We start from the raw sequence: 16882 nt of genomic DNA on the forward strand, positions 1-16882 counted from the left end.
TCATGACCCACGTCGTCACCGAAGCCTGCATCCGCTGCAAGTACACCGATTGCGTCGCGGTCTGCCCGGTGGAGTGTTTCCACGAAGGCCCCGACTTCCTGGTCATCGATCCCGAGGTCTGCATCGACTGCGGCGTGTGCATTCCCGAATGCCCTGTCGAGGCCATCGTCGAAGAAAAAGACCTGGCACCGGCCCAGGCCGAGTACCTGCCGCTGAACGCCCGCCTCGCCGCCGAATGGCCGCTGATCCTGCAATCGCAGGACCCGCTGCCCGACGCCGACGACTGGGCCGACAAACACAACAAAAGAGCCCTGCTGAGCGAGACCCTGCCCACCCTTGTAGGAGTATCCCGATGAGCACCCACCGTTTTTCCGCGCTGTTCGCCGCTGCGCTGGTGATGGCACCCGCACTGGCCCTGGCCGCGGACAAGCAGATCATCAGCATCGGCATCGGCACGCAGAACACCACCACCAACACCGTCACCGGCGGCATCGTCATCAAGGAGATGAAGCTGCTGGAGAAGTACCTGCCGAAGACCGGCAAGTACAAGGACGTGGAGTGGAAAATCGACTGGCAGAACTTCACCTCCGGCCCGCCGGTCACCAACGGCATGGTGGCCGGCAAGCTGCAGATCGGCATGATGGGCGACTACCCGCTGCTGGTGAACGGCGCCACCGGCCAGCAGAACAAGGGCAACGAGACGCAGCTGATCGCGGTGATCGCCTACAACGCCTTCGGTGCCGGCAATGGCGTCGTCGTGCACAAGGACAGCCCGTACTACGAGCTGGCGGACCTGAAAGGCAAGACCGTCTCGGTGCCCTTCGGCTCGGCCGCGCACGGCATGATGCTGCAGGCCATGCAGGAGCGCGGCTGGCCCGACAGCTTCTGGAACCTCGTCAGCCAGAGCCCCGAGGTCGGCACCACCAACCTGCAGGAAAAGAAGATCGACGGCCACGGCGACTTCGTGCCCTTTGCCGAACTGCTGCCCTACCGCGGCTTCGCACGCAAGATCTTCGACGGCGCGCAGACCAAGGTGCCCACCTTCCACGGCGTCGTCGTGCGCAAGGATTTCGCCGACAAGTACCCCGAGGCCGTGGTGGCCTACATCAGAGCCTTGATGGAAGCCAACGACTGGGTGCGCAAGAACCCGAAGCAAGCGGCGCAGCAGATCGAGCAGTGGACCAAGATCGAGAAGGAAGTGGCCTACATCTTCCTCGGACCGGGCGGCATCCACACGCTGGACCCGACGATCAAGCCGCGCTGGCTGGACACCATCAAGACGGCCTTCGGCGTGTTGAACAAAATGGGCCGCGTCAAGGAATTCAACCTCGACGCCTGGGTCAACGAAAGCTATGTGCGCCAGGCCTTCAAGGAACGCAGCCAGGACTATGAAGCGCAGAAGCAGACGCTGGCCAACTACGACATCGAAGGCAAGGACCCCGTCTGCAAGGTGGCGGTGACGCGGCCCAAGGACGCCGGCGAAATCTGGCTGGCAGGGCCCGATGGGGGCGAGATCGTGCCGACCAGTTCGCCCAGCTGCACGCTGGCCGGCATCCGCCAGTACGAGGCCGCCGGGCGCAAGGTGGCGGTGGCGTATGTCTTCGACAAGGCGCTGGGCATCAAGGTCTTCGCCGACAAGGCCTTCTATGCGGTGGACACGCGGGATCCGAAGAACCCGGTGGCCGTGCCCTACCTGCTGAAGAAGGACGCCGAAGCCGCCGCCGCGCAGGCCGGTGGCAAGCTGGCCACCTATGCCGAAGCGCTGGGCCTGGCCGCGACCAAGCTCACCGTGGCCGCGGGGAAGTGAGCCATGCTGGTCAGCGCCCAACCCCGGAATGACGCGGCCCTGGCGCCGCCGGCGCCGCGCAGCAGCGCCAGTGTCGCGACGCTGCCGGTGCCGCGCACGGCACCGGCCGCGGCGCCGCCGCGCCAGCGCCGCAGCCCGCCCCGCTGGCTGAGCGGCACGGCCATCGCCTGGCTGTGCGGCGTGGCCTCGATAGGCACCGTGCTGCTGGCCTGGCACCTGGCCACCACCTATCGCCTGGAAGCCTACGTCCGCTTCAACAACATCCCGACGCCAGCGGCCGTGTTCGCCAAGGTGCTGGAGGTCAACCAGTCGCCGAAGTTCATCACCAACATCGGCATCAGCCTGCGCCGCATCCTGCTGGGCTTTGCGGTGGCCACGGTGGTCGGCGTCGCGCTGGGCGTGCTGATCGGGCGTTATCCATGGGTGCGGCGGCTGAGCTTCCCGGCGTTGGAAGTCTTCCGCCCGATCCCGGCCATCGCCTGGGTGCCGATGTCCATCATGCTGTGGCCGGACAACGAAGTCAGCATCGTCTTCATCACCTTCCTCGGCGCGTTCTTTCCGATCCTGCTGAACACCATCCACGGCGTCGAGGCGATCGACCCGGTGCTGCTGCGCGCTGCCCGCTCGCTGGGCGCCGGCGAGCGCAGCGTGCTGCGGGAGGTGGTACTGCCCGGCGCGCTGCCGCACATCTTCACGGGCTTGGCAGTGGGCATGGGCGTGGCCTGGGTCTCGCTGATCGCGGCCGAGATGATTTCGGGCCAGTTCGGCATCGGCTACTTCACCTGGGAGGCCTATTCGCTGATCTCCTATGCCGAGATTGCGCTGGGCATGATCACGATCGGCGTGCTGGGGCTCATGTGCAGCGGCGGCATCCGGTTGATGGCGAAGATGGTGATGCCGTGGCGGGCGCATGCCACGCCGGGAGGCCGGACATGAGCGCCGTCATGCCATTGCACCCGGGTGTGGCCCAGGGTGGCCACATCGAGCTGCGTCAACTGGGCATCCAGTTCGCGCTGATGAACCAGGCGATCAGCGCGGTCGACGATGTCAGCCTGCAGGTCCAGCCTGGCGAATTCGTCTCGCTGATCGGGCCTTCGGGTTGCGGCAAGTCCACGTTGCTGAACGTCGCGGCCGGCTTCCTGCAACCCAGCCAGGGCGACGCGCTGCTCGACGGCGAATACATCGCCGGCCCCGGCTCCGACCGCGGCGTGGTGTTCCAGCAGTATTCGCTGTTCCCGTGGATGACGGTGCGGCGCAATGTCGAGTTCGGGCTGAAGATGAAAGGCGTGCCGCGCAGCGAGCGTGAATCGCAGGCCCGCACGCTGCTGGGACTGGCGGGCCTGCTGAGCTTCGAGAACCACTATCCCGATCAGCTGTCCGGCGGCATGAAGCAGCGCGTGGGCATCGTGCGTGCGCTGGCCACCGGCCCGCGTGTGCTGCTGATGGACGAGCCCTTCGGCGCGCTGGATTCGCAGACCCGCGTGGTGATGCAGGAGATCCTGACCAACATGTGGCAGCGGCTGCGCATCTCGGTGCTGTTCGTCACCCACGACATCGACGAAGCGGTGTTCCTGTCCGACCGCATCCTGGTGATGACCGCGCGCCCGGGCCGCATCAAGGCCGAGCTGCCGGTGCCGCTGCCGCGGCCGCGCACGCCGGAGATGACCTCATCGCCGGCTTTCATCGCGATGGTGCAGCAGCTGAAGGCGCTGATCCGCGAGGAGAGCCTGGCCGCGATGGGCGGGGAGCTGCGTGACGGCGGCCTGGCCGGGCTGTCGGCCGAAGTCGGCCCGCAGGGCGTCGGAGCGATGCTGTGAGCGCCGCGCAGCCGTGGCCGCAGCAGGTGCTGCTGCACGAACGTTCGGGCGCACTGGCGCTGGCCTGGGACGACCTGGGCGAGCACGTGCTCAGCGGCGAACACCTGCGCGCACGCTGCCGCTGCGCCGGCTGCGAGCAGGGTCGCCGCCATGGCAGCCCACCGCGGCCCGACCCCGCAACCCGGCTCGAACGCATCAGCCCGATTGGCGAGTTCGGTCTGCAGCTGCACTTCAGCGACGGCCATGAGCGAGGCCTGTTCCCGTGGGCCTATCTGCGCGAACTGGCGATGGAGTCAGCGGCATGAGCAACATCTTCGAAGCCCATGTGCTGACGGTGCACCACTGGACCGACCGACTGTTCTCGTTCACCACCACCCGCGATCCCGGCTTCCGCTTCCAGAGCGGCCAGTTCACGATGATCGGCCTGCCGGTCGACGGCCGGCCGCTGCTGCGCGCCTACAGCATGGTCAGCCCGCATTGGGAGGAGACGCTGGAGTTCCTCAGCATCAAGGTATCGGACGGCCCGCTCACGTCACGTCTGCAGCACATCCGGGTCGGCGACACGGTGCTGGTCGGCCGCAAGGCCTCGGGCACGCTGCTGCTGCAGAACCTGCTGCCGGGACGCCGCCTTTACCTGTTATCCACCGGCACCGGCCTGGCGCCCTTCATGAGCGTGATCCGCGACCCCGAGGTCTACGAGCGCTTCGAGACCGTGATCCTGGTGCACGGCTGCCGCCAGGCGGCCGAACTGGCCTATGCCGAACGCATCCAGCGTGAACTGCCGCAGCACGAGCTGCTGGGCGAGATGATCGGCAAGCAGCTGCTGTACTACCCCACCGTCACGCGTGAAGCCTTCCGCCACCAGGGCCGCATCACTAGCCTGCTGGAAACCGGGCGCCTGACGCACGACTTGGACCTGCCGCCTCTGGACCGCGAGCATGACCGCGTGATGCTCTGCGGCAGCCAGGAGCTGAAGGACACCCGTGCGCTGCTCGACAAGCACGGCTTCACCGAAGGCAACATGAGCCGGCCCGGCCACCATGTCATCGAACGCGCCTTCGTCGACAAGTGAGGCACCGCCGCCCGGCGTACCGCTGCGCTGGCAGCGGCACCTGCCGGGCCTGGCGCTGTGCGCGGCGCTGGCGGCCGCGGCGGCCTTCGTCGCCGGGCTGCATGGCAGTGCCAAGCCCGGCCCGGTGATGCTGTATGCGCTGATGTTCGGCAGCGCCTTCCACTACCAGAGCAGTGAACCGCACAGCGCGCCGGGCATCGCCTGGTCCTCGGGCAGCCTGCTGCGCCTGGGCGTGGGATTGCTCGGCGCGCGCATCACCGCCGAGCAGATCGCCGGGCTGGGCCTGAGCACGCTGGCCGCGGTGGCGGCCGGCATCACCAGTACGCTGCTGCTGGGCCTGCTGCTGGCCCGCGTGCTCGGCCAACCGCGCAGCCTGGGCGTGCTGGCCGGCGGTGCCACGGCCATCTGCGGTGCTTCGGCGGCCCTGGCGCTGGCGGCGGTGTTGCCACGCAGCGAACGATCGGAGCGCGACACGCTCGGCGTCGTCGTGCTGGCCACGCTGTTCTCGACCGCGGCGATGCTGGCGTACCCGCTGCTCGCCCGCGCGCTGGCGCTGCCGCCCGCCGCTGCGGGCCTGTTCATCGGCGGCAGCATCCACGATGTGGCGCAGGTGATCGTCGCGGGCTACGTGCTCGGCGCCCCCACCGGCGACATCGCCACGCTGGTCAAGCTGATGCGCGTGGCCTCGCTGGTGTTGGTGGTCGGCACGGTGGCGATGGTGGTGGCGCGCCACGGCCAGCCATGCGCCGGCCGGCCACCGGCGCTGCCCTGGTTCCTGGGGCTCTTCGTGGGCCTGGTGGCGCTGCGCTCGCTGCAGCTGCTGCCGCAGGAACTCATCCTGCTGCTCGACCAGGCCTCGCGCGCCTGCCTGCTGGTGGGCGTGGCCGCCCTGGGCGCCAAGACCTCGCTGCCGGCACTGGCGCGCTGCGGCTGGCGGCCGGTGCTGCTGATGGCGGTCTGCGGAGTGTGGCTGGGGGGGCTGATGCTGGCAGCCGCCATGTACCTGATCCCGCGTTGATCGACGCCGGGGCCGCGGGGGATCAGCGCGATCGCGGCCGCGAAAGCACATCGCCAAGATTTGTCGTGCGAATTGACGCGCATCTGCTCGTCACTTCTACCTCATGCGATCACATCGACGTGCCGAAAATGGGTGCAGCCCGTCAGTCCGACTGGGGCTTGCTTTGGGAAAGGGACAATTCCATGACGTCGCTCAGTCTTTCAAGGCGCCTGTATGGCGTGGCCTGCTTCATGGCATTTGTCTTGCCGCCACGCCGATGGCGCAATTGACCTCCACCGTCAGGCACAACGCCGGCACGGCCAGACAGGCCAATGAACTGGCCGGATCGGCGCGCGCCGCCGCCGCCAGGGGCGGCGCGGTCGTCGGCCAGGTGGTCGCGACCATGGACGACATCCCGGCCAGCTCCAAAAAGATCGCCGACATCATCAGCGTCATCAATGGCATTGCCTTCCAGACCAACATCCTGGCGTGAACGCAGCCGTCGAGGCCGCACGAGCCGGCGAGCAGGGTGCCGTTGTGCCTGCGCACGCCAAGGCGGCGGAGGGCACGAACAGGCCCGGCGCCATGCCAGACTGCGCCGCAACGAAAATAAGTTAGGAGAGTGGTGGCGCTCAGGACTGTCGGTCGAACGAAACTGCGTTGCTGGGCCCTTCTTTGCGCCCTGGCGTGCAGCACGGCCATGCCGCTGCACGCCGAACAAGCCTCGCTGCGCGAATACGGCCAGGCCGAAGGCCTGGCCAACCTCGCCGTGATGGCGCTCGTGCGCGACAGCGCCGGCTTCATCTGGGTCGGCACGCAGAACGGCGCCTACCGCTTTGACGGCACGCGCTTCGAACGCATCGGCGGCGACGAGCAGATCGGCTATGTGACGGCGCTGTCCGCCGACGGCGATCGCCTGTGGATCGGCACGCGGGATGGCGTCTGGCTGTGGCGCGACGGCACGCTGCAGCGCGTCAAACCAGCGGGGCCGGCGATCGGCATCCGGGATCCGCATGCGATCGCGCCCATCGGCGACGGGCGGGCCTGGCTCGCCAGCGGCGGCCGGTTGTTCGAAGTCGTTCCCGCCGCCGGCGGCTGGCAGCGGCGCGACGAGGGCACGGCCTTGCTGGCCACGCTGCCACCCGAGCTGCGAAGCATCTCCGCCATCGCGCGCACGCCGAAGGGCGCGCTGTGGCTCGGTTGCGGCAAGGCGATCTGCCGCCTCGGCGAAGGCCGTGTCGAGGTCTGGGGACCCGAGCGTGGCGTGCCGGCGCAGACCTGGCGATCGCTGCTGCTGGCCAGCGACGGCTCGCTCTGGGCGCGCGGCGCGCACCATGCGCTGCAGCTCGCACCGGGCGCCAACGCCTTCGTCGACCGCGCCGAGTCGCGCGACGACAACGACCCGTTCAGCCTCTATCCGCTCGCCGAGGATGCCCAGCATCGGGTGATCAGCGCCATGCGCGGCGCGCTGATCCGCTGGAACGGACACGCGTGGGAGCGCTTCGACGCCGCAGCCGGCCTGCCCACCGCCGGCCGCGTGCTGGCAGCCTTGACCGACCACGAAGGCGGCCTGTGGTTCGGCGTGATGGGCGCCGGCTTGCAGCAATGGCGTGGCTATGACCGATGGCAGAACTGGTCCGTGGCCAGCGGCATGCCGCACAACGCGGTCTGGTCCTTCGCCCGCTTCGGCACACCGGCACGGCTGTACGCGGCCACCGGTGCCGGCGTCGCGGCGCTGGACCCGGCAAGCAAGCGTTTCCAGCTCGTCGACGGCACGGCGCGCAAGGAGACACTGGCCTTGGCCCGCGACGCCTCAGGCGCGCTGTGGGCCAGCACCGCGACCGGCATGCTGATGCAATGGCCGGCCGACCGGTCGCAGCCGATGACGACGCTGCAGCTGCCAGGCTCGCAATCGACCTTCCGCCTGATCCCCGAGCGCACCGGCCGGGTCTGGATCCTCGACGATGCCAGCCTGCACCTCTGGACCCCGGGCGGCGCGGCCACGCCGCAAACCGTACCCATTACCGGCGGACCGCTCACCGATGGCTGCGAAAGCCGCGACGGCACGCTGTGGTTCAGCAGTGCCGCCGGCGTCATGCGCTTCGCCAGTGAGCGCTGGGGCGCGCTGCAGCGCTTCGACGCCGAGTTCGAACTGTTGGCCTGCCTGAGCGACGGCAATCTCGTGGTCTCCAGCAAGTACGCCAGCCTGCGCCTGCTACGGCCAGACGGCGACCGGCTGCGCGCCGACGACATCACGCCGTCCTTGCTGCGCGGCCGCCGCGTGCTGGCGCTGCTGGGCGACAGCCGTGGTTGGCTGTGGGTGGCTACCGATGCTGGCGTCGCCGTCTGGAACCGCCGGCAATGGCGGCTGATCGGCCGTGACCAGGGGCTGGTCTGGAACGACAGCTCAAGCTACGCCTTGTTCGAGGACGAGGATGCTTCGGTCTGGATCGGCACCAGCCGCGGTGCCTCGCACATCGTCGAGCCGGCAGCGCTGTTCGACGCCGCGGTACGCGCGCCGATGATCCGCGCCGTCAGCCGTGCCGGCACGCAGCTGTCGCTGAAGCAGCCGCTCGAGTTGCCCTGGTCGCGCGACGTGCTGGAGATCGTGCTCGCCGTGCCGGCCTACCGCGACCGCGCGGCGCACGTTATCGAGTACCGGCTCAGCGGCTTCGACGAGCGCTGGATCGCGTCGCCGCACCCGGACATCCGGCTCACCGGCTTGCCGGCGGGCCGCTACCGCTTCGACGCCCGCGTCGTCGACCGCGATCTGGGCGTCACCTCGCCGGCCACCGGCTTCGACTTCAGGATCGCGCCGCCCTGGTGGGAGACGGTCGCCGCGCGCGTGGCCCTGGCGGCCCTGGCGGCGCTGCTGGTCTACGCCGCGTACCGCTGGCGCGTGCGTTCGCTGACACGGCAGGAGCAGCGCCTGCAGGCGCAGGTGCAGGAGCGCACCCGTGAACTCGAAGCTTCGCGCGAAATGCTGCGCGAGCAGGCCACCAAGGACGCGCTGACCGGCGTCTGGAATCGGCGCGCGCTGATGGAGATCCTGGAACGCGAGCTCGCACGCTGCCAGCGCGAGGGCCAGCCGCTGGCCGTGGTGCTGGCCGACATCGACCACTTCAAGCGCGTCAACGACACCCACGGCCACCCGGCCGGCGATGCCGTGCTGCGCGAGTGCGCGGCACGGCTCGCCTCGGCGCTGCGACCCTACGACGCCGTCGGGCGCTACGGCGGCGAAGAGTTCATGCTGATCATGCCCGGCCTCGACCCCGCGCGCACCGACGATCGCGCGCGCCTGGTGGCGATCCACGAGGCCATCGCCAGCGCGCCGATGTCGATCGGCACCGTCACATGTTCGTTCGGCACAGTCGGCCACCACGGTACGTCGCCGACCACGATCGACGCACTGATAGCAGCCGCCGACCAGGCCCTCTACCGGGCCAAGCGCCATGGCCGCAACCGCGTCGAATACGCTGACACGCTCGGCGAACTCAGCAAACTCGGCGTTCCTCCGGGGCATCACCCCAGCCCAGCACGGGCCGGGGATGCCATGCAAGATCGCCCCCCATGATTCCCCTTTCCATCCTCGACCTCGCGCCCATCGTCGAAGGCAGCGATGCCGCGCAGGCGCTGCGCAACACACTGGACCTGGCGCAACACGCCGAAGCCTGGGGCTACCGCCGCTACTGGCTGGCCGAACACCACAACATGGACGGCGTGGCCTGTTCGGCCACCGCGGTGCTGGTCGGCCATGTCGCCGGTGGCACGAAGACCATCCGCGTCGGCTCCGGCGGCGTGATGCTGCCCAACCATGCGCCGCTGGTGATCGCCGAACAGTTCGGTACCTTGGCCACGCTGTACCCGGGTCGCATCGACCTGGGCCTGGGCCGCGCACCCGGCACCGACCAGATGACCGCCCGCGCGCTGCGCCGCCACCTGGCCAGCGAACAGGAAGACGCGTTCCCGCAGGACGTGCTGGAGCTGCAGGCCTATCTGGGGCCGTCAGCATCCGCACAGGCCGTGCGCGCCATTCCCGGCAGCGGCACGCAGGTGCCGATCTGGCTGCTGGGCTCCAGCCTGTACAGCGCACAGTTGGCGGCCTACCTGGGCCTGCCCTTTGCGTTCGCCTCGCACTTTGCGCCCGACCAGTTGCTGCAGGCGCTGGACGTCTACCGCAGCGCCTATCGCCCGTCGGCCGACTGGCCGAAGCCGCACGCGATGGTTGGCGTCAACGTCATCGCGGCGGACACCGACGATGAAGCAGCGCGCCTGTTCACCTCGCTGCAGCAGCGCTTCCTGGGCATGCAGCGCGGCCAGCGCGGCCCGCTGCCCCTACCCATCGACCCAGCCGTGATGGACACGCTGTGGAACGAACGCGAAAAGGCCGGCGTGCAGCGCATGCTGGCCGCCACCGCGGTCGGTTCGCCGGACAGCGTGCGCGCGCAACTCGGCGCGATCATCGACCGCACCCGGGCGGATGAGTTGATCGTCGCCGGTGCGGTGCACGCGCACCCGGCGCGACTGCGCTCCTACGAATTGCTGGCTGCCCTGAGGTAGCCCGCCGCGATACCGGGGGTAGCGCGGCAACAAACGCAACAACACCGCGTACCGCTTGAAGCATGCTTGCAGGGTGGGCGGCGCACACTGTGCGCGGCCTGGCCTTGTCGCTGGGCCTTTGGAACCCCCGCTCATGCTCGCTTCGAACCCTGCTCCCGCCCTGCTGCCGCTGGCCTTGCTGGCCACCGGCAAGGCCTTGCCGTCGCGCTGCGTCAGCTCTGCCGCGCTGGATCTGCAGTTCGGCCACGCGCCGGGTTACGTGCTGCACAAGTCCGGCATCCACCAGCGCCACTACGCCAGCGCAACAGAGAACCAAGCCGAGCTGGCTGCCGCCGCGCTGCGCGACGCGATGGCCCGCGGTGGCATCCGCCCGGGCTCGATCGACCTGCTGCTGTCGACCAGCGGCGTGCCCGACCAGGCCCTGCCGGCGATGTCCTGCCGCATCCTGGAGCCCGCCGGCCTGGCGGCAGGAACGCCGGCCTTCGATGTCAACGCCAGCTGCCTGGGCTTCCTGGCCGCGCTGCAGATGGCCGCCGGCCTGCTGGCCAGCGGCGCCTACAAGCGCATCGCGATCACCGCCTGCGACCTGGCCTCGCGCGGCATCGACTGGGCCGACCCCGAGGCTTCGCTGATCTTTGGCGACGGCGCGGCGGCTGTCATCATCGAGGCCGGTCAACCCGGCACATCGGAACAGGGCATCCTGATGCAGCGCTTCGAAACCCACCCCGCCGGCAAGCACATGTGCCAGGTGCGCGCCGGCGGCACGGCGCGCAACCCGCGCAACGGCGTCGTGCCGCAGGACTACCTGTTCGCGATGCAGGGCCGCGCGGTGTTCAAGTTCGTCGCCGGCCTGCTGGACGGTTTCGTGCAGCGCCTGTTCAGCGGCAGCGGCCGCGGGCTGGACGACATCGACCTGATCGTGCCGCACCAGGCCAGCCATCTGTCGATGCAGCATCTGCGCAAGCGGCTGAACGTGCCACTGTCCCGCGTGATGGACATCTATGCCAGCCACGGCAACCAGGTCTGTGCATCGATCCCCACCGCCTTGCATGAAGCGCTGGACAGCGGCCGCGCGCGCCGCGGCAGCCGCGTGCTGATGCTGGGCTCGGCCGCCGGCGTCACGCTGGGCGGCATGGTGCTGGCGCTGTGATTCTCGTCACCGGCGCCACCAGCGGCCTGGGTCGCAATGCAGTCGACGACCTGCTGCAGCGCGGCATCCGTTTCCGCGCCACCGGCCGCGACCCGGCACGGCTGGCCGACCTGCGCGAGCGCGGTGTCGACGCGGTCTGCACCGAACTCTCGACGCTGGACGCACCGCAGGCCCGGGCGCTGCTGCGCGACGTGCACACCGTCTGGCACTGCGCCGCGCTGTCCTCGCCCTGGGGTCCGGCTGCTGCCTTCGAGGCCGCCAACGTCACCGCCACGCGCCGCCTGGCCGAAGCCGCGATGGCGCTGCACGTGCCGCGCTTCGTGCACATCTCGACGCCGTCGATCTACTTCGACTACCGCTCGCACCACGACATCGACGAAAGCTACCGCGCCGCGCGCCCGGTGAATGCCTATGCCGCGAGCAAGCTGCGCGCCGAGCGCTACCTGCGTGGCTTGGCCCGCCGCAGCACCGGCACGCAGTTCGTGATGCTGCGCCCGCGTGCGCTGTTCGGCCCGCACGACCGCGTGCTGCTGCCGCGCCTGCTGGCGCTGCTGCGCGCCCGCCGCGGCGTGCTGCCGCTGCCCGACGGCGGCCGCGCGACGATGGACCTGACCTATGTCGGCAATGTCGTGCAGGCCATGCACCTGGCCGGCACCCGCCAGGGCCTGCCCAACGGCGCCGCCTACAACATCACCAACCAGCAGCCGACCACGCTGCCCGAGCTGCTGCAGGCGCTGCTGGTCAACGAACTCGGGCTGCAGTGCGAAGTGCGTGCGGTGCCCTATCGGCTGATGGACGCGGCCGCGCGCGTGGCCGAGGCCTGGGGCCATGTCAGCCGCCGCGAACCGCCGTTCACGCGCTACGGCATCGGCGCGCTGCAGTTCGAGATGACGCTGAGCGCGCGCCGCGCACGCGACGAGCTGGGCTACTACCCGACCATCGACCTGCAGCAAGGCATTCTGCAAACCGCCCGCTGGCTGAAGCACCGTGGCCAAGATCAGCGTCTTTGAAGCCGGCCACTGCTTCCACCCGGCCTGCGTGGTATTGCGCGGCGCCGGCTGGCAGCCCTGCGCCTTTCCCGCCCGTGCCTGGCTGATCGAAGCCGCCGGCCACCGCTGGCTGTGGGACACCGGTTATGCCAGCCACTTTGCCGACCACACGCGCGAAGGCATCTTCCGGCTCTACCCGATGGTCACGCCGGTGCATTTCGACGCCCGGCAATCGCTGCGCGCGCAGCTGGCCGAGCGCGGCCTGCGCAGCAGTGACCTCGACGGCATCATCGCCTCGCACTTCCATGCCGACCACATCGCCGGCCTGCGCGACTTTCCTGGCCTGCCCATCATCTGCAGCGGCAGCGGCTGGGAAGTCACGCGGCACCGCCGCGGCGTCACCGCGCTGCGCCGCGCCTTCGTGCCGGGGCTGATGCCGCCCGACACCGAGCCCCGCTTGCGCTTCATCGAAGGCTTCGAGCCGATCGCCTTGCCGGCCGAACTGGCGCCCTTCGGCAGCGGCTGGGCCCTGCCCGGCAGCCACCGCGAGGTGCTGCTGGTCGAACTGCCAGGCCACGCGGCCGGGCACATCGGCGCCTTCGTGCAGACCGCCGAAGGCTGGCAATTGCTGGCCGCCGATGCCGCCTGGGCACCGCAAAACTACACCGAACGCCGCCCCCCGTCGCGGCTGACCCACCTGATCATGGAAGACCCGCGCGCCTACCACCACACCCTGGATCGCCTGCACCAGCTGCACACCCAGGGCAGCGTGAAGATCCGCCTGACGCATGAAGATCTCAGCGAGGCCACGTCATGCTGATGCAACTGCCCCGCCTGCTGGGCGCCTACCGCGACACCCGGCGCCTGCTGCATCACGGCTTCACCGACCGCGCGGCGCTCCAAGCCCACCAGGGCCGCGCCTGGCAGCAGTTCGAGCGCACCGTGCTCAGCCGCAGCACGCACTTCCGCCCCTGGTGCGGCCTGCCGCTGGAGCGCTGGCCGCTGATGGACAAGGCCCACATGATGCGGCACTTCGACAGCATGAACACCGCCGGCCTGCGCCTGGCCGAGGTGCTGGACTGTGCGCAGGCGGCCGAACGCTCACGCGACTTCAAGCCGCTGCTGAAGGGCTACGGGGTTGGCCTGTCCAGCGGCACCTCGGGCGGGCGCGGCGTGTTTGCAGTGAGCGCTGCCGAGCGCGCGCACTGGGCCGGCGTGATGCTGGGCACGATGCTGCCGGACGGCCTGTTCGCACAGGAAAGGGTTGCTCTGCTGCTGCGCGCCGACAACCCGCTGTACCGCAGCGTGCGCACGCCCTGGCTGCAGTTCCGCTACTTCGACCTGATGGCGCCATGGTCGCAGCACCTGCAGGCACTGGACCGCTTGCAGCCCAGCATCATCGTCGCGCCGGCCCAGGTGCTGCGCGCGCTGGCGCTGGCCGTGCGCGCCGGCCAGCTGACGCTGCAGCCGAAGCTCGTGATCTCGGTGGCCGAGGTGCTGGAGCCGCAGGACCGCATCCTGCTGCAACAGGTGTTCCACCGCGTGGCCGAGGTCTACCAGGCCACCGAAGGCTTCCTCGGCGCCACCTGCGCGCACGGCACGCTGCACCTGAACGAGGCCCACCTGATCGTCGAGCCGCAGTGGCTGGACGATCAGCGCTTCGTGCCGGTGATCACCGATTTCAGCCGCCACACCCAGCCCATCGTGCGCTACCGGCTCGACGACGTGCTGCTGGCCCGCCGCACGCCCTGCCCCTGCGGCAGCGCGATGCGTGCGATCGAACGCATCGAAGGCCGCTGCGACGACATGCTGCAGTTGCCCGGGCTGAACGGCCACCCGGTCACCGTGTTCGCCGACGTGATCGCGCGTGCGCTGGCCCAGGCGCTGCCGCTGGACGCCGACTACCAGCTGGAGCAGCTGGACGCGCGCACGCTGCGGCTGATGCTGTCGCCGCAAGATCCGCAACTGCTGCGCCGCTGCCAGGAGCACCTGCAGCGCCTGCTGCGCATCCAGGGCGTGCAGGTCAATGCCGTCACCTGGGCCGACACACGGCCGCTGCCGCCGGCCGACTTCGGCCGCAAGCGCCGCCGCATCCGCCGGCTGTCCAGCACGGCAGCGTCGATGCAGGAAGCCGCATGACCTCGTCAACTTCGTCAAGCTCCTTGACCGATCGCCTGCGTTGCATGCTGCTCGGCTGGGGCAGCGTCGGCCTGGCCTACAGCATCGGCGCCGCGCTGCACCCGCCCGGCCGCGTGCTGGCCGAATCGGCGCTGGACCAGGCGCTGCCGTTCACGCCCGGCGCCGTCTGGCCCTACCTGTCGTTCTTCGTGCTGATCCCGCTGGCCTACCTGGCCTGTGCACCGAACAAGCTGGCCTGGCTGATGCGCAGCATGCAGCTCTGCGCGCTGCTGTGCGGCCTGTGTTTCGTGGCCTGGCCGACGACGCTGGCCTACCCCTCGCTGGCCGGCGACGGCCTGAGCCTGACCATGCTGCGCGCGCTGTCGGCGGCAGACTCCAGCCACAACTGCCTGCCCTCGCTGCATGGCGCGCTGAGCCTGCTGGCGGTGATGGCGCTGCTGGACCGCGCCCGGCCGCTGCGAGCGGCGCTGCTGCTGCTGTGGGGCCTGGCGCTGGCCGCGAGCATCGTGATGGCGCGCCGGCATCTGGCGCTGGACCTGGGCACCGGCATCGCACTCGGCGGCCTGGTGGGCATCGCCGTGTCGCGCTGGGTCCCGGCAGATGTTCGGTCTGCCGAGGTGCGCGCATGAACGCGCTGGCGCTGCCACTGGCCGGCATGCTGCTGGCGATGCTGGGCGAGCTGTGGGTGCTGCAACGCAAGCAGCGCCTGGCATCCGATGCACCGGTGCAAACCGACCCGTGGCTGGAAGCCATCGCCAACCTCAATTCCGGACACCTGGTGCTGTGGTTCTTCCGCGGCATCGAGGTCGCCGGCTACGCATGGATCTGGCAGCATGCCCAGCCGCATGCGCTGGACGGCTGGCCGCGCTGGGTGGTGGCGCTGGGGGCCTTCATCGCCTGGGATTTCGGCTTCTACTGGCTGCACCGCCTTCACCACCGTCTTGGCGTGTTATGGGCCATCCACGCGGTGCACCACCAGGGCGAACATTTCAACCTGTCGCTGGGCATCCGCAACAGCTGGCTGTCGTCGCTGAGCTCGCTGCCCTTCTTCGTGCCGCTGGCGCTGGTCGGCGTGCCGGTGGAACTGTTCGTCGCGGTCTCCAGCATCCACTACACGGTGCAGTTCTACAACCACAGCGGCCTGGTCGGCCATGCCGGCTGGCTGGAGCGGGTGATGGTGACACCCTCGCACCACCGCATCCACCATGGCGCCAACCCCGAGTACGTCGACAAGAACTTCGGCGGCACGCTGCTGCTGTGGGACCGGCTGTTCGGCAGCTTCCAGCGTCCGGTGCCGGGCGTGGCCATCCGCTACGGCATTCACCATTGGCGCGCCAGCTACAACCCGCTGTGGCTGAACCTGCTGCCGGCGCTGCAGTGGCTGGGCTGGCCGGCACCCAGCCCGGGCCTGCCGACGACCCTCTCCCGGCAACAGCGCCGGCAGGTGATCAGCGGTGCCGTGCTGCTGTTCAGCAACGTCGTCTACGCAGTGCACCGCCAGGGCCAGTGGCCCGACGGCCAGCAGCCGCTGCTGTGGGGCCTGCTGGCGCTGCAGACGCTGGCGCTCGGCGCCTGGGCCGATGGCCGGCGCTGGGCGGTGGTCGTCGTTAGCGGCCTGGGGCTCACGCTGCCGCTGCTGTTCGGCGCCGTGTTCGGCCTGCGCGACCCGCTGGGCCTGCTGCCGATGTTGGCGATGGCGGCTCATGGCGCGTGGGTGCTGGCGACGGCCTGGCGCCGGGTGCCCGCGTCGCGGAGTCCCGCATGAGCAGTTCTTCGCCACCGCGCGCCCGCTTCGCCCCCGGCGCCCACAGCCCGCTGGCGCGCACGCTGCGCGAGCAGGCCGCGCTGCACCTGGCCTCGCGCGACGACCACCGCTTCGCCGATGCCGGCCTGCTGCTGAAAGGCCTGCTGCTCACGGCCATGTGCATCGCGTGTTATGCCATCGCGCTGAACGCGACACGGCCCGCCGTCTACCTGCCGGCCTATACGGCCTTCGTCTTCAGCGCGATGCTGCTGGCGATGAACACGCTGCACGACGCCGCGCACGGCAGCTTCTTCCGCAGCCCCGGCGCCAACCGCTGGCTGATGCGCATCGTCGCGCTGCCGCTGGGCATAGCCCCGGACTACTGGACCGCGCGCCATGTGCACTACCACCACAGCCATGCCAATGTCGACGGCCTGGACCTGGACATCGAACCCAACGTCGCGCTGCGGCAGACGCCGTTCCAGGCCTGGCAGCCGCACTACCGCTGGCAGCACCTGTACTGGCCGCTGGTGGCCGCGATCTCGCTGCCCTGGATCACCTGGGTCTTCGACTGGGCCGACCGCTTCGGCCGCACGCCGCTGAAGCA

16 protein-coding genes and 1 pseudogene are annotated in these 16882 nt (G+C 69.7%); all 17 read left to right on the forward strand.

Going from position 1 to position 16882, the window contains the following annotated elements; translation table 11 throughout:
* Positions 1–2: 2 nt before the first annotated feature.
* Positions 3–356: a ferredoxin FdxA gene (gene fdxA, locus VLK61_RS13765; RefSeq protein WP_325422096.1), complete on the forward strand. Its 354-nt coding sequence runs from the start codon at positions 3–5 to the stop codon at positions 354–356.
* A complete protein-coding gene (locus VLK61_RS13770) occupies positions 353–1807 on the forward strand; it encodes an ABC transporter substrate-binding protein (RefSeq protein WP_325422098.1) in 1455 nt (484 codons plus the stop codon). The genes fdxA and VLK61_RS13770 overlap by 4 nt, the downstream gene beginning before the upstream one ends.
* A gap of 3 nt (positions 1808–1810) precedes the next feature.
* Positions 1811–2743: an ABC transporter permease gene (locus tag VLK61_RS13775; RefSeq protein ID WP_325422101.1), complete on the forward strand. Its 933-nt coding sequence runs from the start codon at positions 1811–1813 to the stop codon at positions 2741–2743.
* Positions 2740–3624 carry an ABC transporter ATP-binding protein gene (locus tag VLK61_RS13780; RefSeq protein WP_325422103.1) on the forward strand — a complete coding sequence of 295 codons (885 nt, stop codon included), beginning with the start codon at positions 2740–2742 and terminating at the stop codon, positions 3622–3624. Before VLK61_RS13775 ends, VLK61_RS13780 begins: the two co-directional genes overlap by 4 nt.
* On the forward strand, positions 3621–3929 hold the full coding sequence (locus tag VLK61_RS13785) for a DUF971 domain-containing protein (RefSeq protein ID WP_325422105.1): 309 nt from the start codon (positions 3621–3623) through the stop codon (positions 3927–3929). The genes VLK61_RS13780 and VLK61_RS13785 overlap by 4 nt, the downstream gene beginning before the upstream one ends.
* The gene (locus tag VLK61_RS13790) at positions 3926–4696 is read left to right on the forward strand and encodes a ferredoxin--NADP reductase (RefSeq protein ID WP_325422107.1); all 771 of its coding nucleotides are present in this window, start codon (positions 3926–3928) and stop codon (positions 4694–4696) included. Before VLK61_RS13785 ends, VLK61_RS13790 begins: the two co-directional genes overlap by 4 nt.
* Entirely contained in the window at positions 4665–5714 is a 1050-nt protein-coding gene (locus VLK61_RS13795) for a YeiH family protein (protein WP_325422109.1), read from the forward strand. Before VLK61_RS13790 ends, VLK61_RS13795 begins: the two co-directional genes overlap by 32 nt.
* A gap of 247 nt (positions 5715–5961) precedes the next feature.
* Positions 5962–6251 (forward strand): annotated as a pseudogene (locus VLK61_RS13800) (methyl-accepting chemotaxis protein); the annotation flags it as partial.
* A gap of 142 nt (positions 6252–6393) precedes the next feature.
* On the forward strand, positions 6394–9267 hold the full coding sequence (locus tag VLK61_RS13805; protein ID WP_325422111.1) for a ligand-binding sensor domain-containing diguanylate cyclase: 2874 nt from the start codon (positions 6394–6396) through the stop codon (positions 9265–9267).
* Positions 9264–10253, forward strand: a complete 990-nt coding sequence (locus tag VLK61_RS13810; RefSeq protein WP_325422113.1) for an LLM class flavin-dependent oxidoreductase — start codon at positions 9264–9266, stop codon at positions 10251–10253. Before VLK61_RS13805 ends, VLK61_RS13810 begins: the two co-directional genes overlap by 4 nt.
* A 133-nt stretch (positions 10254–10386) precedes the next feature.
* Entirely contained in the window at positions 10387–11403 is a 1017-nt protein-coding gene (locus VLK61_RS13815) for a 3-oxoacyl-[acyl-carrier-protein] synthase III C-terminal domain-containing protein (RefSeq protein ID WP_325422115.1), read from the forward strand.
* Positions 11400–12413 (forward strand): NAD-dependent epimerase/dehydratase family protein, encoded by a 1014-nt coding sequence (locus VLK61_RS13820; RefSeq protein ID WP_325422117.1) that lies wholly within the window; start codon positions 11400–11402, stop codon positions 12411–12413. Before VLK61_RS13815 ends, VLK61_RS13820 begins: the two co-directional genes overlap by 4 nt.
* Positions 12391–13212 (forward strand): MBL fold metallo-hydrolase, encoded by an 822-nt coding sequence (locus tag VLK61_RS13825; RefSeq protein WP_325422119.1) that lies wholly within the window; start codon positions 12391–12393, stop codon positions 13210–13212. Before VLK61_RS13820 ends, VLK61_RS13825 begins: the two co-directional genes overlap by 23 nt.
* Positions 13206–14531, forward strand: coding sequence for a F390 synthetase-related protein (locus VLK61_RS13830; RefSeq protein ID WP_325422121.1), 1326 nt, complete (start codon positions 13206–13208; stop codon positions 14529–14531). Before VLK61_RS13825 ends, VLK61_RS13830 begins: the two co-directional genes overlap by 7 nt.
* The gene (locus tag VLK61_RS13835) at positions 14528–15160 is read left to right on the forward strand and encodes a phosphatase PAP2 family protein (protein ID WP_325422123.1); all 633 of its coding nucleotides are present in this window, start codon (positions 14528–14530) and stop codon (positions 15158–15160) included. The genes VLK61_RS13830 and VLK61_RS13835 overlap by 4 nt, the downstream gene beginning before the upstream one ends.
* Entirely contained in the window at positions 15157–16296 is a 1140-nt protein-coding gene (locus tag VLK61_RS13840; protein ID WP_325422125.1) for a sterol desaturase family protein, read from the forward strand. Before VLK61_RS13835 ends, VLK61_RS13840 begins: the two co-directional genes overlap by 4 nt.
* Positions 16293–16882: fatty acid desaturase family protein (locus tag VLK61_RS13845; RefSeq protein WP_325422127.1), on the forward strand; the 590-nt coding region annotated here is incomplete at its 3' end. The genes VLK61_RS13840 and VLK61_RS13845, both read left to right, overlap by 4 nt.

Source organism: Aquabacterium sp. (assembly GCF_035476535.1).
Classification (GTDB): domain Bacteria; phylum Pseudomonadota; class Gammaproteobacteria; order Burkholderiales; family Burkholderiaceae_C; genus Pseudaquabacterium.